We start from the raw sequence: 21,503 nt of genomic DNA on the forward strand, positions 1-21,503 counted from the left end.
GCTACACGTTGCGGCGGTACTGCCCGCCGACCTCGAAGAACGCGTCGGTGATCTGCTGCAGGCTGCAGACGCGGGCGGCGTCCATCAGCACCGCGAACACGTTGCCGCCGGACCGGGCCGCGTCCTTGAGCGCGGCGATCGCCTCGCGCGCCTCGTCGCGGTGCGCCTCCTGGTAGCCGCGGACCCGGTCGAGCTGGGACCGCTTCTCCTCCTCGGTGGCGCGGGCCAACTCGATCGTGTCCGGCGTCCCGTCGGCGGCGTCCGGGCCGCGGAACGTGTTGACGCCGACGATCGGCAGGGAGCCGTCGTGCTTGCGCTGCTCGTACAGCATCGACTCGTCCTGGATGCGGCCGCGCTGGTAGCCGGTCTCCATCGCGCCGAGGACGCCGCCGCGCTCGCTGATGCGGTCGAACTCCGCCAGCACCGCCTCCTCGACGAGGTCGGTCAGCTCGTCGATGATGAACGACCCCTGCAGCGGGTTCTCGTTCATGGCGAGGCCCCACTCGCGGTTGATGACGAGCTGGATCGCCAGGGCGCGCCGCACCGACTCGGCCGTCGGCGTGGTCACGGCCTCGTCGTAGGCGTTGGTGTGCAGACTGTTGCAGTTGTCGTAGATGGCGATGAGCGCCTGGAGCGTGGTGCGGATGTCGTTGAAGGCCATCTCCTGCGCGTGCAGGGACCGCCCGGACGTCTGCACGTGGTACTTGAGCTTCTGGCTGCGCTCGTTGGCGCCGTACCGGTCGCGCATGGCCACGGCCCAGATGCGGCGGGCGACGCGTCCGAGGACGCTGTACTCGGGGTCCATGCCGTTGGAGAAGAAGAAAGACAGGTTGGGGGCGAAGTCGTTCACGTCCATCCCGCGCGCCAGGTACGACTCGACGTACGTGAAGCCGTTGGCGAGGGTGAACGCGAGCTGGCTGATGGGGTTCGCCCCGGCCTCGGCGATGTGGTAGCCGGAGATGGACACCGAGTAGAAGTTGCGGACGTTGTTGGCGATGAACCATTCCTGGATGTCGCCCATCATCCGCAGCGAGAACTCGGTGGAGAAGATGCAGGTGTTCTGCCCCTGGTCCTCCTTGAGGATGTCGGCCTGCACGGTGCCGCGCACGGTGGACAGGACGCGGGCGCGGATGGCGGCGGCCTCCTCCGCGGACGGCTCCCGCCCGTGCCCCTCGTAGAAGGCGTCGAGCCCCTGGTCGATGGCCGTGTTGAGGAAGAACGCGAGGATCGTGGGCGCGGGGCCGTTGATCGTCATCGACACCGACGTCGTCGGCGCCACCAGGTCGAACCCGTCGTACAGGGCCTTCACGTCGTCCAGCGTGGCGATGGACACGCCGGACGTGCCGACCTTGCCGTACACGTCGGGACGCTCGTCCGGGTCCCGCCCGTACAGGGTGACCGAGTCGAACGCGGTCGACAGGCGGGTCGCGGGCTGGCCCTCCGACAGCAGCTTGAAGCGGCGGTTGGTGCGGAACGGATCGCCCTCCCCCGCGAACATGCGGGCGGGGTCCTCGTTGTCGCGCTTGAAGGGGAACACGCCGGCGGTGAACGGGAAGCGGCCCGGCAGGTTCTCGTTCCTCAGGAACCGCAGCAGCTCGCCGTGGTCGGTGTAGCGCGGGAGCGCGACGCGCGGGATGCGGCTGCCCGACAGGGACTCCCGGGTCAGGACCGTGCGGAGTTCCTTGTCGCGGATCCGGACGACCTGCTCGTCGCCCGAGTACGCCTCCACGACCGCGGGCCACTCCTCCAGCAGCGCGGCGTTCTCCGGGGCGACGTCGCGGCGCGCGTTCTCCAGCAGGCCCTCGACCTCGGACGCGTCGGCGAGCTCCGCGCGCACCTCGTCCAGCCGCTGGACGCGCCGGACGGCCTCGATCTGCCGGACGGTCGCGGCGTGGTATCCGCGCACGGTCTCGGAGATGTCGGACAGGTACCGCACCCGGCCGGGCGGGATGATCGTCGCGGCGCCGGTGGAGACCTTCGTCGCGACCTTGGGCAGGGCGCCGTCCGCGAGCTCCAGCCCGTGCTCGCCGAGCAGCCCGCCCAGGTGCTGGTAGAGGGCGGTGACGCCGTCGTCGTCGAACGTGGCCGCGCTGGTGCCGAACACCGGCATGTCCTCGGGCCGCCGCCCGAACGCCTCCCGGTTCCGGATCAGCTGCCGCGACACGTCCCGCAGCGCGTCCGCCCCGCCGCGCCGCTCGAACTTGTTGATCGCGACCACGTCGGCGAAGTCGAGCATGTCGATCTTCTCCAGCTGGGACGCGGCGCCGAACTCGGGCGTCATCACGTACAGCGAGACGTCGACCAGCGGCACGATCGCCGCGTCGCCCTGCCCGATGCCGGGGGTCTCCAGGACGACCAGGTCGTAGCCGGCGGCCTTGCACGCGGTGACGATGTCCTCGATGCCGTCGGGCAGCTCCCGGGCGCCGCGGGTGGCCAGCGAGCGGAAGAAGACGCGGTCGCCGTCCAGCGCGTTCATCCGGATCCGGTCGCCGAGCAGCGCGCCGCCGCCGCGCCGCCGGGTGGGGTCGACGGCCAGCACCGCGACGCGCAGCCCGTCCCGCTGGTCGACGCGCAGCCGCCGCACCAGCTCGTCGGTGAGCGACGACTTCCCGGAACCGCCCGTCCCGGTGATGCCGAGGACGGGGACGCGCCGCCCGCGCGCCGCCTCCGCGAGCGCGGACCTGGCCTCGGCCGGGAGCTTCCCGGCCTGCAGGCAGGTGATGGTCCGGGCCAGGGCGCGCCGGTCCCCCGCGAGCACGGCGTCCGCGGGGACGGGCTCGGCGGCGAGGTCGACGTCGCAGTCGCGCACCAGCTCGTTGATCATGCCGGGCAGGCCGAGGCGCTGCCCGTCCTCGGGCGAGAAGATCCGCACGCCGGCCCCGGACAGCCGGGCGATCTCCTCGTAAACGATCACCCCGCCGCCCCCGCCGAAGACCTTGACGTGCTCGGCGCCCGCCTCCTTGAGGCTGCGCGACAGGTACTCGAAGTACTCGACGTGGCCGCCCTGGTAGGAGCTGATCGCCACGCCCTGCGCGTCCTCCTCCAGGACGGCGCCGACGACCTCGCGCACCGAGCGGTCGTGCCCCAGGTGCACCACCTCGGCGCCCTGGGACTGCAGGATGCGCCGCATGATGTTGATGGCCGCGTCGTGGCCGTCGAACAGCGCCGCGGCCGTCACGAACCGCACCGGGTGCACCGGCGTGTGAAGCTCCCCCGTCACCGTCCCCACCCCAAACCTTGGACATCCAATATTTGGAAGTTAAAGTAGTTTGCATGCGCGAGCCGGTCAAGACCGCATACGGTGGGGCGGTGCCTCACACCCCCGACCCGATCTCCGAGGCCCACCGCCAGTGGAGCCTGCGCTGGCCCGACCACGCCGACCACATGGCGGCCGTCACCTCCGTGATGCGGGCGCAGCAACTCCTGCTGAGCCGGATCGAGGCCGTCCTCAAACCGTACGCGCTGACGTTCGCGGCCTACGAGGCGCTGCGCCTGCTCGCCTTCACCCGGACCGGGACGCTCCCCATGGGCAAGATGGGCACCCGCCTCATGGTCCACCCGGCCTCGGTCACCAACGTGATCGGCCGCCTGGAGCAGCGGGGGCTCGTCGGGCGCGGCCCCTCCCCCGACGACCGCCGGGTCGTGCTGGCCACCATCACCCAGGCCGGGCGCGACCTCGCCGAGGAGGCCACGCTCGCCCTCAACGAGTCGGGCTTCGGCATCGCCGGCCTGCCCGCCGGGCAGGCCGCGGAGATCACGACGGCGCTGCGCGCCGTCCGCGTCTCCGCCGGGGACCTCGACTGAACCTGCCGGGGGACTGACCCTGCCGGGACGGAAGCGGCGGCAGCGCCGCGGGTACCTGCGGGACCGGCCGCGGATGCCCGGAATGACATCCCTTATGCTGCGGACACATCCGTTGTGTCGCAAGGAGGCGTGATGGCGGATTCGCCGACAATGACGTACGGCGGCTACCTGAAGCTCGACGATCTGCTGGCCTGCCAGGAGCCGAAGACCCGGGCCCACGACGAGCTGCTCTTCGTGATCATCCACCAGGTCTACGAGCTGTGGTTCAAGCAGATCCTCCACGAGGCGGACCTCCTGCAGCGCAGGCTGGAGGACGGCAACAGCGCCGGGTCGCTGCACACCGCCCGCCGGATCGCCAAGATCCTCAAGACGGTCGTCGGGCAGCTGGACGTGCTGGAGACGATGACGCCCCGGCAGTTCGCCGCGTTCCGCGACGTCCTCGGATCGTCCAGCGGGTTCCAGAGCGAGCAGTTCCGCGAGATCGAGGCCGTCCTCGGGCGGCGCAAGTTCCCCGCCTCCGACCTGCGCGACGACGAGCGGCTCCAGGCCGCGGTGGCGCGCCGGTCCGTGTTCGACTCCCTGCTGCGCTACCTGGACGGCCACGGCCTCCCCATCCCGCGCGAGGCCTTGGAACGCGACACGTCCCGGCCCTGGGAGCCCGACCCCGGGGTGCAGAAGGCGCTGCTCACCGTCTACGCCGACGAGTCCGGGCCCGCCGCCGAGGTCTGCGAGGCGCTCGTCGACGTGGACGAGGGCGTCCAGGAGTGGCGGTACCGGCACCTGAAGATGGTCGAGCGGACGATCGGCGCGAAGATCGGCACGGGCGGGTCGGCCGGCGCCGACTACCTGCGCCGCACGCTGTTCGCCCCCTCCTTCCCCGACCTGTGGGAGGTCCGCTCGCAGACCGAGGCGCCGGGCGGCGCGGAGGTCCCCGCCGATGGCGGCTGACGGCGGCGAGCGGATCGCGATCGTCGGCGCGGGCCTCGCGGGCTGCCTGCTGGCGGTGCTGCTGGGCCGGCGCGGCGTCCCGGTGACGGTGTACGAGCGGCGTCCCGACCCGCGGGTCTCCGGCGCCGAGCGCGGGCGGTCGATCAACCTGGCGATCTCCGCCCGCGGCCTCGCCGCGCTGGAGGAGGTGGGCCTGCGGGACCGGTGCCTCAAACTGGCCCTGCCGATGCACGGGCGGATGGTGCACCCGCCGGTCGGGGCGACGAACTTCCAGCCCTACAGCGCGGACGGCGAGCGCGCCATCAACTCCATCGGCCGCGCCGACCTCAACCGGTCGCTGCTCGACACCGCCGAGGCCACGCCCGGCGTCACGCTCCGGTTCTCCTCGCGCGTCACCGGCGTGGACATCGACGCCGGCACGGTGCTGTTCCAGGACGCCCCGGCCGAACGGGCCGACGTCATCCTTGCCGGGGACGGCGCCTACAGCGCGGTCCGCCGGTCCCTCGACCTGGACGTCGACACCGACTTCCTGGAGCACGGCTACAAGGAGCTGACGATCCCGCCGAGGGACGGCGAGTTCGCGCTCGACCCGGACGCGCTGCACATCTGGCCGCGGGGCACCTCGATGATGATCGCGCTGCCGAACCTCGACCGGTCGTTCACCTGCACGCTGTTCTGGCCGAAGGACGACTTCGCCGCGCTCGACACGCCGGAGAAGGTCACCGCGTACTTCGAGCGCCACTATCCCGACGCCGCGGGCCTCATGCCCGCCCTGCTGGACGACTACGCGCACAATCCGATCGGGTCGCTGGTGACCGTGTGGTCCTGGCCGTGGACGCGGCGGGGCGACGGCGCCGTCGTCGCGCTGCTGGGCGACGCCGCGCACGCGATCGTCCCGTTCTACGGGCAGGGCGCCAACTGCGCGTTCGAGGACTGCATCGAGATCGACCGGTGCCTCGCCGAGACCGGCGGCGACTGGACGCGGGCGCTGGAGCGCTACCAGGAGCGGCGCAAGGCCAACACCGACGCGATCGCCGAGATGGCGCTCGACAACTTCATCGAGATGCGCGACCGCGTGGCGTCCCCGGTGCACCGGGCGAAGCAGGCCGCGACGCACGCGCTGGAGCGCCGCCTGGCCGGACGGTACGTGTCCCGCTACGAGCTGGTCTCGTTCTCGACGATGCCGTACGCGCGGATCCCGGCGCGGCTCAGGCGCCAGAACCTGGTCCTCGCCGGCGCCGCGGCGGGCACCGCGGCGCTCCTCGCGCTGACCGCCCGCGCGCTCCGCCGGCGGCGCTGACCCGGGGTCAGCCCCGGTGGGCGCGGCGGTCGGCGAGCAGGTCGGCGACGGCCGCCGCCAGCGCCGCGAGCACGAACACCAGGATGACGACCAGCCCGCGCCGGAACGCGGCCGCCCAGTCCCCGCCCGTCCCGGCGAGGGCGGCGAAGAACACGTAGCCGACGGCGGCGATGCCGACCGCCGTGCCGACGCGCTGGCCGGTCTGCAGCACGCCCGCCGCGCTGCCGCCCTCGGTGAAGGGCACCTCCGACAGCGTGATCGTCTGGTTGGGCGCGATGACGAGGCCGCTGCCGAGGCCCGCCACCAGCAGCGGCGCCGCGATCGCCCACGCCACGCCGCTCCCGGGGTTCAGCTCGACCGCCACCCACGCCGCGGCGATGCCCGCCACCACGAGCGCGAGGCCGCCGGCGACGATCGCGCGCCCGAACCGCGCGACGAGCCGTCCCCCGGCGAGGGACCCGAACCCCGATCCCACCGCGAACGGCGTCATCGCGAAGCCCGCGCCGAGCGCGCTGTAGCCCAGCCCGCTCTGCAGGTAGAGGGTGAGGATGAAGAAGATCGCGGTGAACCCCGCGAAGTACAGCAGCGCGATCGTCGAGCCCAGCGCGTACGAGCGGAACCGGAACAGCGCCAGGTCGATCATCGGCGTCCTGGCCCGGCGCTCCCACGCGGCGAACGCGGCGATCAGCACCGCGCCCGCGAGGACCAGGAGCCACTTCAGGTCGCTCCGCCACTGCTGCTCCTGGACGAGCGGCAGCAGCAGGCACACGACGCCCGCGCCGAGCAGCAGCACCCCGATCGGGTCGAGGCCCTGCCGCTCCCCGTAGACGGGGGCGGGCAGCAGCCGCCAGGCCAGCACCAGTGCGACCACTCCGACCGGGACGTTGACGTAGAACACCCAGCGCCAGCCCTCCTCGGGGCCGGCGAGGGAGATCAGCCCGCCGCCGAGCATCGGGCCGACGGCGGTCGCGATGCCGATGACGGCGCCGAGCGCGCCGAACGCCCGCCCCCGGTCGGCCCCGCGGAAGAGCTGCTGGATGAGGCCCGCGACCTGCGGGTTGATGATGCCGCCCGCCACGCCCTGCACGAGCCGGGCCAGGACGAGCATCAGCACCGACTGCGCGATCCCGGCCAGGGCGCTCGCCGCGGTGAACAGGGCGAGGCCGAACATGAACACGGCGCGGCGGCTGCGGGCGTCGCCGAGCCGCCCGGCGGGCACCAGGACGAGGCCGAACGTCAGCGCGTAGCCCGACAGGATCCACTGCAGCCCCGCCTCGGACGCGTCCAGCCCGTCGCGGATCGAGGGCAGCGCCACGTTGACGATGCTGACGTCCAGCAGCGTCATGAACGCCGCGACGAGGCAGACGGAGAGCGCCTGCCAGCGGCGCCGCCGGTCCCAGCCGGAGGTGTCGGTGGGCTCGCTCCGCACTGCAGCGTCCTAACCGTGAGGCCGATGGGTGAAACACGAGCCCGGGAGCCTCCCGCGCGTCCGGCTGTGCCACAGTTGGCCGATGACCGACTCCGCTCCGGGAACCGGCCCCGACGAAATGCTGTGCTCCGCCAAGGGCTGCCGCGCCGACGCCGTGTGGGCGCTGCGCTGGAACAACCCGAAGATCCACACACCGGATCGGCGGAAGATCTGGCTCGCCTGCGACGCGCACCGCGAGAGCCTGTCGGCGTTCCTGTCCCGCCGCGACTTCCTGAAGGACGTCGTGCCCGTCGCGGACCGGGAGGCTCCCCCGGCCGGGGGCTAGCAGCCCTCCCGGCGCCCGGGTCAGGCGTCGTCGAGGACCGGTTCTCCCTCCTGGCCGCGTTCCCGGCGGGGGACCTCCGCCTTCTCCGCCGCCCCGGCGTTCCAGGTCTCGGCCATCTCCGTCAGCCTGGCGGCGGCGTCCCGCGCGGGCACGCCCCGCCCGACCGCGAGCCCCAGCAGGTACGCGGTCAGCGGCGCGCCCGGGCGCGCGACGCCGTGCGCGACGTCGCGGGCCAGGTCCAGCACCAGGTCGCGGTCGATCTCGCAGCGTTCCAGGCCCAGTTCCCCGCAGGCAGCGTTGATCCAGTCCTCAAGCACAGACATGGGTCCCCCTCACGCATGGTCTCGGCGAACCTGCCCACTCTCGCACGATCAAAGCAGGCGCTCGGCGGCGGCCAGCTCCTCGGGGGTGTCGCAGTCGAACCAGGCGGGGCGCGTCCCCGCGGGGAGCGCCACCGCGGCGGGGCCGAGGGGGCCGAGCAGCCCGCGCAGCGACGCGCCCGTGTAGGCGCCGAGGGCCGTCCGCAGGGCGTCGGCGCGCCAGCAGCCGGCGAGCCACTGCTCGCGGCCGTCCTCGTCGACCAGCACGGCCCCCCGCCGCCCGCCCATCGCGTCCAGGAGCCGGGCCAGGTGCGCGGGGCGCAGGAACGGCATGTCGGCGGCCAGGAGCGCCAGCCGCGGCGCGCGCACCTCGGCCAGCCCGGCGCGCAGCGCGGGCAGCGGCCCGGCGCCCGGAGGGTCCTCGCGGACGAGCACGGCCCCGGGCAGCACGTCCCGCGGCGGCCCCACGACGATCAGCCGGGACGCCCCGGACGCGGCCGCGGCCGTCCATTCGATCAGGGCGCGGCCGCCGAGCGGCGCGGCGGGCTTGTCGGCGCCGAACCGGCGGGCGCGCCCGCCGGCCAGCACCACGGCGTCGAACGGCCCGGCGCCCGGGCCCATCAGCCGCCGATCGCCGACATGGGCCGCGCCGGCTGCAGGAACGACGGGTCGTCGATGCCGTGCCCGGCCCGCTTGGCCCACACCGCCTTGCGCCAGCGGTCGGCGAGCTCTGCGTCGGCGGCGCCGTCCCGCAGCGCGTCGCGCAGGTTGGACTCCTCGGTGGCGAACAGGCAGTTGCGGACCTGCCCGTCGGCGGTGAGCCGCACCCGGTCGCACGCGCCGCAGAACGGCCGCGTCACCGAGCCGATCACGCCCACCGTCGCGGGGCCGCCGCCGACCGTGAACGACTCGGCGGGCGCGCTGCCGCGGTCGTGCTCGGCGTCCGGGGCCAGGTCGAACTCGGCCGACAGCCGCTCCAGGATCTCGTCCGCGGTGATCATGTTCTCGCGGGTCCAGCCGTGCTGGGCGTCCAGCGGCATCTGTTCGATGAACCGCAGCCGGTAGCCGCGGTCCAGGCAGTACCGCAGCAGCGCGGCGGCCTCGTGGTCGTTGACGCCCCGCATCAGCACGGCGTTGATCTTGACCGGTTCCAGGCCGGCGGCCTGCGCGGCGGCGAGGCCCTTGAGGACGTCGTCCAGGCGGTCGCGGTGCGCCAGCCGCTTGAACGTGTCGCGGTCGAGGGTGTCGAGGGAGACGTTGACGCGGTCGAGCCCCGCCTCCGCCAGCGGCGCGGCGAGCCGGTCCAGCCCGATCCCGTTGGTGGTCAGCGAGACCTGCGGCCGGGGATCGAGCTCCGCCGTCCGGCGCACGATGTCCGGGAGGCCGCGCCGCAGCAGCGGCTCGCCTCCGGTGTAGCGGACCTCGGTGACGCCGAGGTCCCGGACGGCCAGCCCCACGAGCCTCAGCACCTCGTCGTCGGTGAGCAGTTCCGGCTTCGGGAGCCAGTCGAGGCCCTCGGGCGGCATGCAGTACGAGCAGCGGAGATTGCAGCGGTCGGTGAGGGAGACCCGCAGGTCCGTCGCGGTTCGGCCGAATGTGTCGACCAGCACGGGCGCCCCTTTCCTGCAGACCGGCCGTCCACGCTCGCGGGCGGCCGGGGATTGCGGTCGCACTGTCCACCCTATTCCGGTGGTTGACGTTCCGTCGCCTCACGGGAGACGGTTACGTTGCGTCGACCATCGAGGAGGCCAGCGTGACCACGTCGCGGGAGTGGGAGTTCGCGGGGACGCGGGGTGCGGTCACCGCGCGGATCTGGGCGGGCGGGGAGCCGCGGTACGTCGCGGTCCTCGTGCACGGCTACGGCGAGCACCTCGGCCGCTACGACCACGTCGCGGACGTCCTCGTCCGGCACGGCGCCGTCGTCTGCGGACCCGACCACATGGGCCACGGCCGCTCCGCGGGCGAACGCGTGCTGATCGAGGACTTCGAGGACGTCGTCGCCGACCTGCACACGCTCGTGGAGTCGGCGCGCGGCGACCATCCCGGCCTGCCCGTCGTCATGATCGGGCACTCCATGGGCGGGCTGATCGCGACCCGGTACGCCCAGCTGCACGGCGGGCTCCTCACCGCGCTGGTGCTGTCCGGGCCGGTCCTCGGCAACTGGCACGTCGCCGAGCAGCTGCTGCCGCTGGACGAGATGCCCGACGTGCCGATCGACACGGCCACGCTGTCCCGCGACCCGTCCGTCGGCAAGGCGTACACCGAGGACCCGCTCGTCTGGCACGGCCCGTTCAAGAAGACCACCGTGCGGGCCCTCGACACCGCCATGCGCCGCATCGGCGAGCACGGCTCCCTCGGCGCGCTCCCGACCCTCTACGTGCACGGGGAGGACGACCGGCTCGTCCCGCCCGACGCCACCCGCGTCGGCATCGAAGCCGTCCGCGGCGAAGACCTCACCGAGCGCATCTACCCCGGCGCGCGCCACGAGGTCTTCAACGAGACCAACCGCGACGAGGTCCTCACCGACGTGACCGGCTTCATCGAGAGGCAGCTGCCGAAGTAGCCGCCGGACAAGAGACCTCGACCACGCACGCGAGCGCAGTGGGCCGTTACTGAATGAGCTCAGCCCTTGACGCAGATGAGCTGGCGGAGGTGGGCGACGACCTCGACCAGGTCGGACTGGGCCTCGATCACCGTCTCCAGGTCCTTGTAGGCGCCGGGGATCTCGTCGATGACGCCGCTGTCCTTGCGGCACTCGACCCCCCGCGTCTGCTCGACCAGGTCGTCCACGGTGAAGTGCTTGCGGGCCTTGTTGCGGCTCATCCGGCGGCCCGCGCCGTGCGAGGCGGAGTTGTAGGCGGTCTCGTTGCCGAGGCCGCGCACGATGTAGGTGCCGGTCGCCATCGAGCCCGGGATGATGCCGAGATCGCCGGCCCCCGCGCGGATGGCGCCCTTGCGGGTGACGAGCAGCTCGACGCCGCCGTACTCCTCCTCCGCCACGTAGTTGTGGTGGCAGGAGATGGCCTGCTCCCAGCGGCACTGCCGCCCGGCGAACCGCCCGGTCACCACGTTCTGCGCGAGCGCCATCATGACGGCGCGGTTGCGGCGCGCGTACTCCTGCGCCCAGAACAGGTCGTGGCGGTAGGCGTCCATCTTCGGCGTGCCCGCGATGAACACCGCGAGGTCGTCGTCCGGCAGGTCCTGGTTGTGCGGCAGCTTGCGGGCGGCCTCGATGTGCCGCTCGGCCAGCTCGTTGCCGATGTTGCGGGACCCCGAGTGCAGGACGAGCCAGATCGCGCCGTGGTCGTCCGCGCACAGCTCCAGGAAGTGGTTGCCGCCGCCGAGCGTGCCCATCTGGCTCCGGGCCCGGCCGAGGCGGGACTGCACCCCGCGGTGCAGGCCGTCGAACGCGTCCCAGAAGTCGTACCAGCCCCGCTCCTTCAGGTTCGGCAGCGCGGACGGGTCGACGGCCTCCCGGTGGGACCCGCGGCCGACGGGGATCGCCTTCTCCAGCCCGGCGCGCAGGCGGGACAGGTCGTCGGGCATGTCCTCGACGGTGAGCGACGACTTCGCGGCGGTCATCCCGCAGCCGATGTCGACGCCGACGGCCGCCGGGGACACCGCGTCCTTCATCGCGATGACCGAGCCGACGGTGGCGCCCTTGCCGTAGTGGACGTCGGGCATCACCGCGAGGCCCTCCACCCACGGCAGCGCGGAGACGTTGCGGAGCTGGTCGAGGGCCTGGTCCTCGACGGTGGCGGGGTCGGTCCACATCCGGATGGGAACGCGGCCGCCCTTGATGGTCTGGTACGGCATGCCTTCTCCTTGATCGACGGGATCCGAACCGTGATCTATGACGCCAGACTAGCCACGCGTACTCAACCGGTTTTCAGGTCCGCCGCTCGGTCAGGCCGAGTCCGTCGAGGTGGCGCAGGAGGGCGACGGCGACGCGGCGGCTGGCCGACAGGGCGTCCCCGGCCTGCCCGGGGGTGAACGGCTGCGGCAGGGCGGACAGGATGCGCAGCGCCTCCTGATCGGCGCCCGGCAGCAGGACGATCGCGTCCCCGCTGCCGTCCCCCGATCCGTCGCCGGAGGCGGGGTCGTCGATCCGCAGGACGGCGCCCGCGCTCGCCGCGGCGGCCAGGAGCGGGCCGGTGAGGCCGAGTTCGGCGAGCCGGTCGGGGCCGGGGGCCGCGAAGGGGGCGTCCGCGAGATCGGCGCGGAGCCGCTCCACGGCCTCCGCCCAGGGCGGCGGCGTCGCCGCGACCGCCGCCGGTGCCGCCGGCTGCGCCTCGGGGGCGGGGGCCGGGCCGTAGACGCGGCCGGCCTCGACGCGCAGCGGCGGCCGGACGAGCGCCGCGACGAGCTGCCGTGCCGGGAGGCCGAGCCGCAGCCGGACGGTCTCCAGCGGGAGTCCCGGGGCGCGGGGGCTCTCGGCGGCGTGCCGCGCCGTCTCCTCGGCGAGGCGCCGGAAAAGCGAGTCCCAGTGCGCGGGGTCGGCGAGCCACTCGCCGTTCAGCGCGACGGCGTCCGGCGGCGCCGCGCACCCCATGACCGACAGCTCGGACCTGCGGAGCACGCCGTGCCGGCGCAGGACGATCGCGCCGTCCGGCCGGTCGGGCCAGGACGCCAGCTCCCGCGCGCGGGCGGCACCGGCGCCGCGCCGCACGAGCGTCGGCGGCCGCACGTCCAGGACGCTCACCCCGGCGATCGAGCGGCGCTCCGGGTCGCGCAGGATCCCGGTGTCGCCGAGGTGCAGCGCGAGCCGCTGGTTCAGCGTGAGGCGGGCGGTGTCGGGCCCGAGGGGCCGCAGCCGGACCGGGACGGCGGCCGAGCCGAGGTGCAGGGTCATCCGCCGCGCGAGCCGGCCGGACGCCTCCCCGAAGCGGGTGCGGACGTCGACGCTGGTGGTGTGGGTCCAGGCGCCGGCGGTGACGAGGGCCATGCCGGCGTCCACGCGGCCCGCGTCGCGCAGGGTCAGCACGATCCGCGAGACGCCGCCGACCGACTCGCACGGCTCCCCCGCGCGGCCGATCGTGCGGACGCGGACGCGTGCGCCGGCGGGCATGAGGAGCAGCTCGTCCCCGACGGTGATCGTCCCGGCGGCGAGGGTGCCGGTGACGACGGTCTGCCGCCCGGCGGTGAAGGCCCGGTCGATCCACAGCCGCACCGGGGCGGCGGGGTCGGGGACGGGGAGCCGGCCGGCGAGCCGGTCGAGGGCGGCGGCGAGGCCGTCCATCCCGGCGCCGGTGACGGTGCTGACCGCGACCGCCTCCACGCCGCGGAGCGCGGTCCCGGCGAGCCGCTCGCGGACCTGGCGGAGCGCGAGCTTCGGGTCGGCGGCGTCGGCCTTGGTGACCGCGGCGACCCCGAAGCGGACGCCGAGCGCGCCGAGCGCCTGCAGATGCTCCCGCGTCCCCGGCATCCAGCCCTCGTCGGCGGCGACGGCCAGCAGGACGGCGGGCGCGGACGCGGCGCCCGCGAGCATGGCCGGGACCGAGCGCTCGCCGCCGGGGACGTCGACGAACGCCACGCGCCTTCCGGAGGGGAGCTCCGTCCAGGCGCCCGGTTCCTCGGGCTCCTTGCCGGTGAGGGCGCGCACGAGCGCCGACTTGCCGTGCCCACCGTGGCCGGCGGTGGTGACGACCTGCATCAGGGCCCCTCCAGGGGAGGGACGCGCAAGGGCGCGGGCCGGCGGCCCGTGCGGGGGGAGTCATCGCGGGGGTTGTGCAGACGGAGGTCCACGGAAGGCAACCCTATGGAGGCCGGTGCCCGCGGCAAAACCCGGCCGTCCCCACACCGCGGCCTGCAATTTCTCACCAAGCTCACGTACACCACGAACGAGGAGGAATCGTCGGCGGTTCAGTGCCGGCCGGACCCGGCGCGGCCGGTCGGCGCCGCCGCTTCCGTACCGCCGGAGGCCGGCGGACCGGGGTCCGGATCACCGGCGGCAGAGTCGGTCGCGGAGGTGGCGGCGGAGTGCGACTCGAAGTCGTCGACCATCCGGTTGACGAGCCCGGCCAGCCGCTCGCGCTCGGCGGGCGACCACGCCGCGAGGGCCTCGCCGATCCAGCGCCGCCCGGACGCCCGGATGGACTCCACGGCCGCCCTCCCGGAGCCGCTCAGCCCGACCCGCAGGCACCGCCGGTCGTCGGGGTCGGGCACCCGCTCGACGTACCCGGCCCGCTCCAGCCGCTGCAGCTGCCGGGTGACGTGCGGCGCCTCCACGGCCAGCCGGACGGCGAGTTCGCCGGGCCGCATGGGCCCCTCGTTCTCCGCGAGGGCGCGCAGCAGCGGGACGGCCGCGCGGTCGACCGGGACGCCCGCCGCGACGACGGTGCGGTCGTGCTGCCTGAACCGGGTGAGCATGTGCGCCACCCGGCTGATCGCCCGCTCGATCTCCACGATGTCCGACGGCACCCGTGCTGACATGTCATCCAACCTACCGCTCTACTATTACTTAAGTTAATTAACAGGATTTGCCGATCGGCCGGCCCCTCCGCCGACCGGTCGATGGAGGTTTCGCATGACGGGTGCCCCCACCACGGCGCGCGAGGCGGCCGGGCGGCCCGCCGCGCGCCCCGGGCACACCGGGCGCACCCTGCTCGCCCTGGCGTTCGCCGGGATGACCGTGGCGGTGCAGCAGACCCTCGTGCTGCCGTTGCTGCCCCAGCTCATGCACATCTTCGACGCCCCGATCACCGACGTGACGTGGGTGTTCACCGCCTCGCTGCTGGCCGGCGCCGTCGCCACCCCGCTGCTGACCCGGTTCGGCGACATGTACGGCAAGAAGCGGATGCTCCTGCTGTCGCTGTCCCTGCTGGGGGCCGGCTCGGTGCTCTGCGCGCTCTCCGGCTCGCTCGTCGTCCTGATCGCCGGGCGCGCCCTGCAGGGCGTGTCGACCGCGCTGATCCCGCTGGCCATCGGCATGATCCGGGACACGTTCCCGCCCGAGCGGGTGACCACCGCGATCGGCGTCGTCAGCGCCACCATGGGCGCCGGCGGCAGTGCCGGGATGATCGTGACCGGGCTGATCGCCGCCCGCACCGACAGCCACCGCCCGGTGTTCTGGGTCGCCGGCGCGATGGCCGCCGCGGGGCTGGTGCTGGTCGCGGCCGCCGCCCGGGACGTCGGCGTCCGCGCGGGCGGGCGGCCCGACTACCCGGGGGTGGCCGTCCTCGCCGTCTGGCTGACCTGCCTGCTGCTCGGCATCAGCCAGGGCAACATGTGGGGCTGGACGTCCGGCGGCGTCCTCGGCCTCTTCGGCACGGCGGCCGTGCTGTGCGCCGTGTGGGTCGTGATCGAGCGGCGCGTCCGCGCCCCGCTCGTCCGGCTGAACCTGCTGGTCGGCGCGCGGTCGCTGTCGGCCAACGTCGTCTCCGCCCTGCTCGGCTTCTCGATGTTCGCCGCGTTCACGCTGATCGCGGGCTTCGTGCAGGCGAGGCCGGAGGAGGTCGGGTACGGGCTGAACGGCTCGGTGCTGGACGTCGGCCTCTACATGCTGCCGAACACGGTCACGATGCTGGTCTTCTCCTCCTTGGCCGGATGGATCGCCGCCCGGATCGGCCCCGCGTTCACGCTCGCCATCGGGTCGCTCTTCGCGAGCCTGTGCTACGTGTGGCTGGCGGTGTCGAACTCCCACCCGCTCGACATGGTCGCCTTCAGCTCCATCCAGGGCGTCGGGTTCGGCATCGCCTACGCGGCGCTCGGCACGCTCGCCATCCGGCACGTCCCGATGGACCAGAGCGGCATCGCCAGCGGCATCAACTCGCTGGTGCGCACCGCGGGCGGCGCCATCGCCGGCGCGGTCACCGCGTCCGTCCTGGCCGGGCAGGTGCTCGCGGGGACCGCCGTCCCCACCCTCGCCGCGTACGAGCTGTGCTTCTGGATCGTCGGCGCGGGCGCGGCGGTCGCCGCCGCGGTGGCCCTCGCGCACGGCCTGCGCCACCCCCGCTGACCGGGGCGTTCCGGGCCGTCCCGGGCACACGCGGCGGCGGGGGGCCTTGACGAACGGCACCCGCGCCATGCCCTATAGGGGTGGGCCCGAATCCAGTCCGGGCCGGATCGCAGTCGGGCACGGGACCCGCAACCGGGAGGACGACATGGGCGCCTACGCGGCCGCGTACGAACGCAGCATCGCCGATCCGACCCGATTCTGGGGCCTGGCGGCGCGGGACGTGCGCTGGCTCGTCCCGCCGGACCGGGTCCTGGACGACGGGGCGCCCCCCTTCTACCGGTGGTTCACCGGCGGTGAGCTGAACACCTGCGACAACGCCCTGGACCGGCACGTCGAGGAGGGGCGGGGCGACCAGGCCGCGCTCATCTACGACAGCCCCGTCACCGGGACGGTGCGGACCTACACCTACCGCGAGCTCACCGACCTGGTCGCGCGGTTCGCCGGGGCGCTGCGGGCGCAGGGCGTCGACCGCGGCGACCGGGTGGTGATCTACCTGCCGATGGTGCCCGAGGCCGTGATCGCGATGCTGGCGTGCGCGCGGCTCGGCGCGGTGCACTCGGTGGTGTTCGGCGGGTTCGCGGCGCGCGAGCTGGCCGTCCGCATCGACGACGCCCGGCCCAAGGCCGTCGTGTCGGCCTCCTGCGGCATCGAGGCCGGCCGGATCGTGCCCTACAAGCCGCTGCTGGACCAGGCGCTGGAGATGGCCAGGCACAAGGTCGACCGGTGCGTCATCCGGCAGCGCGAGCAGCTGCACGCCGACCTCGTCCGCCCGCGGGACGTGGAATGGGACGAGGCCGTCGCCGCCGCGCAGCCCGCCGAGTGCGTGCCCGTCGCCGCCACCGACCCCCTCTACATCCTGTACACGTCCGGGACGACCGGGCGGCCCAAGGGCGTCGTGCGCGACAACGGCGGGCACGCGGTGGCGCTGCGCTGGTCCATGGAGAACGTGTTCGGCGTCGGGCCGGGCGACGTGTTCTGGGCCGCGTCCGACGTGGGCTGGGTCGTCGGGCACTCCTACATCGTGTACGCGCCGCTGCTCACCGGCTGCACGACCGTCCTGTACGAGGGCAAGCCCGTGGGCACCCCGGACGCGGGCGCCTTCTGGCGGGTCGCGGCGCAGCACCGGGTGAAGGCGCTGTTCGCCGCGCCGACCGCGATCCGCGCGGTCAAGAAGGAGGACCCGGAGGGCGCGCTGCTCGCCGGGCACGACCTGTCGGCGCTGGACACGCTGTTCCTCGCCGGGGAGCGGCTCGACCCCGAAACGTACCGGTGGGCGTCGCGGGTCCTGGACCGGCCGGTCATCGACCACTGGTGGCAGACCGAGACCGGCTGGCCGATCGTGGCGAACCTGCGCGGGCTCGAGCCCCTGCCGGTCAAGCCCGGGTCGCCGTCGGTGCCGGTCCCCGGATACGACGTGCGGATCCTCGGCCCGGACGGCTCGCCGCTGCCGCCCGGCACGGACGGCGACATCGCGATCCGGCTGCCGCTGCCGCCCGGGACGCTGCCCACGCTCTGGCAGGACGACGAGCGCTTCGTCGAGTCCTACCTGACCAAGTTCCCCGGGCACTACCTGACCGGAGACGGCGGGCACATCGACGAGGACGGCTACGTCTGGGTGATGGGCCGCACCGACGACGTGATCAACGTCGCCGGGCACCGGCTGTCCACCGGGACGATGGAGGAGGTCATCGCCTCCCACCCGGCCGTCGCCGAATGCGCGGTCATCGGCGTCCACGACGCGCTCAAGGGGCAGGTGCCGCGCGGGCTGGTCGTGCTGAAGAGCGGCGTACTCGCCGAGCCGGAGGAGCTGTGCCCCGAGCTCATCGGGATGGTGCGCGAGCAGGTCGGGCCCGTCGCCTCCCTCAAGGAGATCAGCATCGTCCCGGCGCTGCCGAAGACGCGGTCGGGCAAGATCCTTCGGGGCGTGATGCGTGGCATCGCCGACGGGCAGGACGTCACCGTCCCGTCCACGATCGAGGATCCGGACGTCCTGGAGACCCTCCGTCCCGTGCTGCGGAAGGCGCCCTAGCCATCCGGGACGGGGGCGGCGGGTCCTAGCGGCGGGTCCGCTTCGGCCAGAGCACCGTCACCACCAGGACGCCGACGACCGCGGCGGCGACCTGCAGGGCCGTCTCCCCGAAGCTCCAGCCGCCGTCCGTAACGCCGGACACGTCGGCCAGGCCCGTCCCGGCGAACGCCGCGACGATGCCGGCCGCCATCCCGAACCACACCGGCATGCTCTCCCGGTTCGGCACGATCAGCCGTCCGAGCGTCCCGACGGCCGCGCCCAGCACGACGGCCGCGACGAGCCCGCCGATGGTCATGTGCGCTCCCTCCCCCGCTCCGGAGTCCTCACGGCGGTGCCCTACCCGCGGCGGGATCGGCGACACGGGTGCCGGGACGCGTGGGTCAGCTCACGACCAGCGTGCGGCGCCCCGGCGGGACCAGCTCGCCGATGACGCGCGCGCCGGGGATCTCGCCGGCGATCAGCAGGCCGCCGGAGATCTGCGCGTCGGCGAGCAGCAGCCGCTCCTCCTCGCCGATCCGGCGGAAGTCGGTGTGCGGGGTGACCCACGCGAGGTTGCGCCGCGACCCGCCGGGGACGAAGCCGTCGCGCACGGCGGCCGGCGCCCCGTCCAGGTACGGCACGGCGGAGGCGTTCACGACGGCCGTGACGCCGCTCGCCCGCGCGAGCTTGTAGAGGTGGCCGAGCAGCCCGAAACCGGTCACGTCCGTCGCGCAGGCGACGCCGCGCTCCAGGGCGGCGAGGCCGGCGTCGGCGTTGAGCGCGGTCATCGTCTCCACCGCGTGCGGGAAGGACTCGCCGGTGGTCTTGTGGCGGGCGTTGAGGACGCCGACGCCGAGCGGCTTGGTCAGCGACAGCGGGAGGCCGGGGCGCGCGGCGTCCAGCCGCAGCAGCCGGCCCGGGTCGGCGACGCCGGTCACGGCGAGGCCGTACTTGGGCTCGGGGTCGTCGACGCTGTGCCCGCCCGCGATGGCGCAGCCCGCGAGCGCGGCCTGGTCCCGCCCGCCGCGCAGGACCTCGCGGGCCAGCTCGGCGGGCAGCGCGTCGCTCGGCCAGCCGAGCAGGTTGAGGGCCATCACCGGCGTGCCGCCGACCGCGTAGACGTCCGACAGCGCGTTCGCCGCGGCGATGCGGCCCCAGTCGTAGGCGTCGTCGACGACGGGGGTGGAGAAGTCCGCGGTGGAGACCACCGCGCGGCCGCCCTCGATCCGCACCACGGCGGCGTCGTCGCCGTCCGGGCCGCCCAGCACGAGCGCGTCGCCGCCGGTGAGGCCGGTCACCAGCCGCTCCAGCTCCGCCGGGGGGATCTTGGACGCGCAGCCACCGCCGTGCGCGTACTGCGTGAGGCGGGCGACGGGGGCGAGGCGAGTCACCGCATGATTTAACGCACAACCATCGCAAATGATCAAGAAACGGACAGTGGCCGGGTGGTCACCCACGGCCCGGATCGCTCTCCGACCAGCCCCGAAATCCCGGAAAGACTTGTCCGAACGGTGTTCGGCATGGTGCGATCTGACTCTGCAAGTCATCACTTACTAGTAGGGGCGACATGGGGATCCAGGAAGACCGGGCCGAACTCGATCAGGCCCTCGCGGGACAGACGATCTGCACCGGCCTCGCCGAGACCGCCGAGCGGCACGGCGACCTGCCGGCCTACTCCGACCGCGTCGACGGCGAGTGGAAGACGCTGACATGGGCCGCCACCCGCACCCGCGCGCTGGAGACGGCCGCGGGCTTCGCCGCCCTCGGCCTCCAGGCGGGCGACGTGGTCGCGCTGATGATGCCGAACCGCTCCGAGCACATCCTGGCCGACCTCGGCGCCGTGCACGCCGGCGGCATCCCCACCACGGTGTACGCCACCCTCGCGCCGGACCAGATCGCGTTCGTCGCCGGCGACTGCTCCGCGAAGTACGCCGTCCTCGACGGCAGGGACCAGCTCGACCGCTGGGAGCCGGTCCTGGACCGCCTCCCCGAGCTGCGCAAGGTCATCGTCGTGGAGGCGGCCGACTGCCCCGCGGGCGACCGCTTCATGACCTGGGACGCGCTCACGGAGCTCGGCCGCGGGGAGCTCGCCGCGGACCCGGCCGCCATCGACCGTCGCTGGCAGGCCGTCAAGCCCGAGGACACCGTCACCCTGCTCTACACGTCCGGCACGACGGGCGACCCCAAGGGCGTCCTCATCACGCACTCGATGGTGCTGCACGAGGGCGCGATGGTGAAGCGCAGCTCGGTGCTGCCCGACCACCCGGCCGGCGTCTCCTACCTGCCGTTCGCGCACATCGCCGACCGCGTCCTCAGCTACTACCTGCCGGTGGGGCTCGCCTCCCACATCCACTTCTGCCCCGACCCCGCCCAGCTCACCTCGATCCTTCCCCAGGTCCGGCCGCACTCGTTCTTCGGCGTGCCCCGCGTCTGGGAGAAGATCATGGCGGGCATCCAGGCGGTCCTGTCGGCCGAGCAGGACCAGGCCAAGAAGCAGGCCGTCGCCGCCGCCCTCGACGCCGGGCGCGCCTACGTGCAGGCCCAGGAGTTCGGCAACACGCCCACCCCCGAGATCACCGCCGCGTTCGAGAAGGCCGACGCGGCGGTGCTCACCCCGATGCGGGCCATGCTCGGCCTGGACCGCGTGATGCAGGCGTCCAGCGCCGCCGCCCCGCTGCCCGTCGACGTCGCCCGGTTCTTCGCGGGCCTCGGCCTGAAGATCTTCGACGCCTACGGGATGACGGAGACCACCGGCGCCATCACCGCCAACCTCGCCGACTCCTTCAAGCTCGGCACGGTCGGCCGCCCCTTCGCCGGCGTGGAGCTGAAGCTCGCCGAGGACGGCGAGATCCTCGTCCGCGGCCGCACCTGCACGCCCGGCTACCTGGGCCGCCCGGAGGCGACCGCCGAGCTGATCGACTCCGGCGGCTGGGTGCACACCGGCGACGTCGGCCGCCTCGACGACGACGGCTTCCTCAAGATCGTCGACCGCAAGAAGGAGCTCATCATCACCGCCGGCGGCGAGAACATCGCCCCGTCCATGATCGAGAACCATCTGAAGGAGCACCCGCTCATCGGCCAGGCCCTCGCCTTCGGCGACCGGCGCCCCTACGTCGTCGCGCTCATCACCCTCGACGGCGAGGTCGCCCCCGTCTGGGCGGCCGCCCACGGCGTCGACACCACCGACCTGGCCGCCCTCGCCGACAATCCCCTCGTCCTGGAGGAGGTCGCCAAGGCCGTCGAGGACGCCAACGCCCGCCTCGCCCGCGTCCAGCAGGTGAAGAAGTGGCGCCTGCTGCCCGCCGAGTGGACCGCCGAGAGCGAGGAGCTCACCCCGACCCTCAAGCTCAAGCGGCGCGTCGTCCACACCAAGTACTCCGCGGCCATCGAGGACCTCTACCAGGGCTGAGAC

Annotated in this window: 18 protein-coding genes; 8 read left to right on the forward strand and 10 right to left on the reverse strand. The window is 73.7% G+C overall.

All coding sequences use genetic code 11. The features are described 5' to 3' along the window. Window position 1: 1 nt before the first annotated feature. Entirely contained in the window at window positions 2-3,220 is a 3,219-nt protein-coding gene (icmF, locus tag IEZ03_RS05960; RefSeq protein WP_184884787.1) for a fused isobutyryl-CoA mutase/GTPase IcmF, read from the reverse strand. 53 nt (window positions 3,221-3,273) lie between these two features. Here icmF and IEZ03_RS05965 point away from each other — a divergent pair, with 53 nt between their 5' ends. From IEZ03_RS05965 to IEZ03_RS05975, 3 genes are all read left to right on the forward strand, one after another. Beyond that, on the forward strand, window positions 3,274-3,804 hold the full coding sequence (locus tag IEZ03_RS05965) for a MarR family transcriptional regulator (RefSeq protein ID WP_184884789.1): 531 nt from the start codon (window positions 3,274-3,276) through the stop codon (window positions 3,802-3,804). Window positions 3,805-3,936: 132 nt separating this feature from the next. Continuing rightward, complete coding sequence (locus tag IEZ03_RS05970) at window positions 3,937-4,752, forward strand: tryptophan 2,3-dioxygenase (protein ID WP_184884791.1); 816 nt, start codon at window positions 3,937-3,939, stop codon at window positions 4,750-4,752. Continuing rightward, window positions 4,742-6,052, forward strand: coding sequence for an FAD-dependent oxidoreductase (locus IEZ03_RS05975; protein ID WP_184884793.1), 1,311 nt, complete (start codon window positions 4,742-4,744; stop codon window positions 6,050-6,052). The genes IEZ03_RS05970 and IEZ03_RS05975 overlap by 11 nt, the downstream gene beginning before the upstream one ends. A 7-nt stretch (window positions 6,053-6,059) precedes the next feature. On the opposite strand, the gene IEZ03_RS05980 is transcribed toward IEZ03_RS05975, so the two are convergent. Beyond that, window positions 6,060-7,481, reverse strand: a complete 1,422-nt coding sequence (locus IEZ03_RS05980; RefSeq protein WP_229808048.1) for a DHA2 family efflux MFS transporter permease subunit — start codon at window positions 7,479-7,481, stop codon at window positions 6,060-6,062. An 82-nt stretch (window positions 7,482-7,563) separates the two neighbouring features. On the opposite strand from IEZ03_RS05980, the gene IEZ03_RS05985 reads away from it, so the two are divergent. Then, the gene (locus IEZ03_RS05985; RefSeq protein ID WP_184884795.1) at window positions 7,564-7,806 is read left to right on the forward strand and encodes a hypothetical protein; all 243 of its coding nucleotides are present in this window, start codon (window positions 7,564-7,566) and stop codon (window positions 7,804-7,806) included. Between the two features lie 20 nt (window positions 7,807-7,826). Here the strand turns inward: IEZ03_RS05985 and IEZ03_RS05990 are convergent, their stop codons facing one another. From IEZ03_RS05990 to moaA, 3 genes are read right to left on the reverse strand one after another with little or no spacing between them, the layout of a single operon-like run. Further along, on the reverse strand, window positions 7,827-8,129 hold the full coding sequence (locus IEZ03_RS05990) for a DUF6457 domain-containing protein (protein ID WP_221480741.1): 303 nt from the start codon (window positions 8,127-8,129) through the stop codon (window positions 7,827-7,829). 48 nt (window positions 8,130-8,177) lie between these two features. After that, the gene (gene mobA, locus IEZ03_RS05995; RefSeq protein WP_184884797.1) at window positions 8,178-8,747 is read right to left on the reverse strand and encodes a molybdenum cofactor guanylyltransferase; all 570 of its coding nucleotides are present in this window, start codon (window positions 8,745-8,747) and stop codon (window positions 8,178-8,180) included. Beyond that, window positions 8,747-9,736, reverse strand: coding sequence for a GTP 3',8-cyclase MoaA (moaA, locus tag IEZ03_RS06000; RefSeq protein ID WP_229808049.1), 990 nt, complete (start codon window positions 9,734-9,736; stop codon window positions 8,747-8,749). The genes mobA and moaA overlap by 1 nt, the downstream gene beginning before the upstream one ends. A 143-nt stretch (window positions 9,737-9,879) precedes the next feature. Here moaA and IEZ03_RS06005 point away from each other — a divergent pair, with 143 nt between their 5' ends. After that, complete coding sequence (locus IEZ03_RS06005; protein ID WP_229808050.1) at window positions 9,880-10,689, forward strand: alpha/beta hydrolase; 810 nt, start codon at window positions 9,880-9,882, stop codon at window positions 10,687-10,689. 59 nt (window positions 10,690-10,748) lie between these two features. On the opposite strand, the gene IEZ03_RS06010 is transcribed toward IEZ03_RS06005, so the two are convergent. From IEZ03_RS06010 to IEZ03_RS06020, 3 genes are all read right to left on the reverse strand, one after another. Next, on the reverse strand, window positions 10,749-11,942 hold the full coding sequence (locus tag IEZ03_RS06010) for an RtcB family protein (protein WP_184884803.1): 1,194 nt from the start codon (window positions 11,940-11,942) through the stop codon (window positions 10,749-10,751). Window positions 11,943-12,015: 73 nt separating this feature from the next. Then, window positions 12,016-13,779, reverse strand: a complete 1,764-nt coding sequence (locus tag IEZ03_RS06015; protein ID WP_184884804.1) for a SelB domain-containing protein — start codon at window positions 13,777-13,779, stop codon at window positions 12,016-12,018. Window positions 13,780-13,988: 209 nt separating this feature from the next. Then, a complete protein-coding gene (locus IEZ03_RS06020) occupies window positions 13,989-14,558 on the reverse strand; it encodes a MarR family winged helix-turn-helix transcriptional regulator (protein WP_184884806.1) in 570 nt (189 codons plus the stop codon). 94 nt (window positions 14,559-14,652) lie between these two features. Here IEZ03_RS06020 and IEZ03_RS06025 point away from each other — a divergent pair, with 94 nt between their 5' ends. Beyond that, window positions 14,653-16,083, forward strand: a complete 1,431-nt coding sequence (locus IEZ03_RS06025) for an MFS transporter (protein WP_184884808.1) — start codon at window positions 14,653-14,655, stop codon at window positions 16,081-16,083. Between the two features lie 145 nt (window positions 16,084-16,228). Next, on the forward strand, window positions 16,229-18,112 hold the full coding sequence (locus tag IEZ03_RS06030; RefSeq protein WP_184884810.1) for a propionyl-CoA synthetase: 1,884 nt from the start codon (window positions 16,229-16,231) through the stop codon (window positions 18,110-18,112). 25 nt (window positions 18,113-18,137) lie between these two features. On the opposite strand, the gene IEZ03_RS06035 is transcribed toward IEZ03_RS06030, so the two are convergent. Both IEZ03_RS06035 and selD read right to left on the reverse strand, forming a co-directional pair. Next, window positions 18,138-18,407, reverse strand: a complete 270-nt coding sequence (locus IEZ03_RS06035) for a GlsB/YeaQ/YmgE family stress response membrane protein (RefSeq protein ID WP_184884812.1) — start codon at window positions 18,405-18,407, stop codon at window positions 18,138-18,140. An 85-nt stretch (window positions 18,408-18,492) separates the two neighbouring features. Continuing rightward, window positions 18,493-19,482: a selenide, water dikinase SelD gene (gene selD, locus IEZ03_RS06040; RefSeq protein WP_229808051.1), complete on the reverse strand. Its 990-nt coding sequence runs from the start codon at window positions 19,480-19,482 to the stop codon at window positions 18,493-18,495. A gap of 176 nt (window positions 19,483-19,658) precedes the next feature. Here selD and IEZ03_RS06045 point away from each other — a divergent pair, with 176 nt between their 5' ends. After that, window positions 19,659-21,500 (forward strand): AMP-dependent synthetase/ligase, encoded by a 1,842-nt coding sequence (locus IEZ03_RS06045; protein WP_184884816.1) that lies wholly within the window; start codon window positions 19,659-19,661, stop codon window positions 21,498-21,500. Window positions 21,501-21,503 lie beyond the last annotated feature (3 nt).

The sequence above is a fragment of the Actinomadura livida genome (genome assembly GCF_014648675.1).
Classification (GTDB): domain Bacteria; phylum Actinomycetota; class Actinomycetes; order Streptosporangiales; family Streptosporangiaceae; genus Spirillospora; species Spirillospora livida.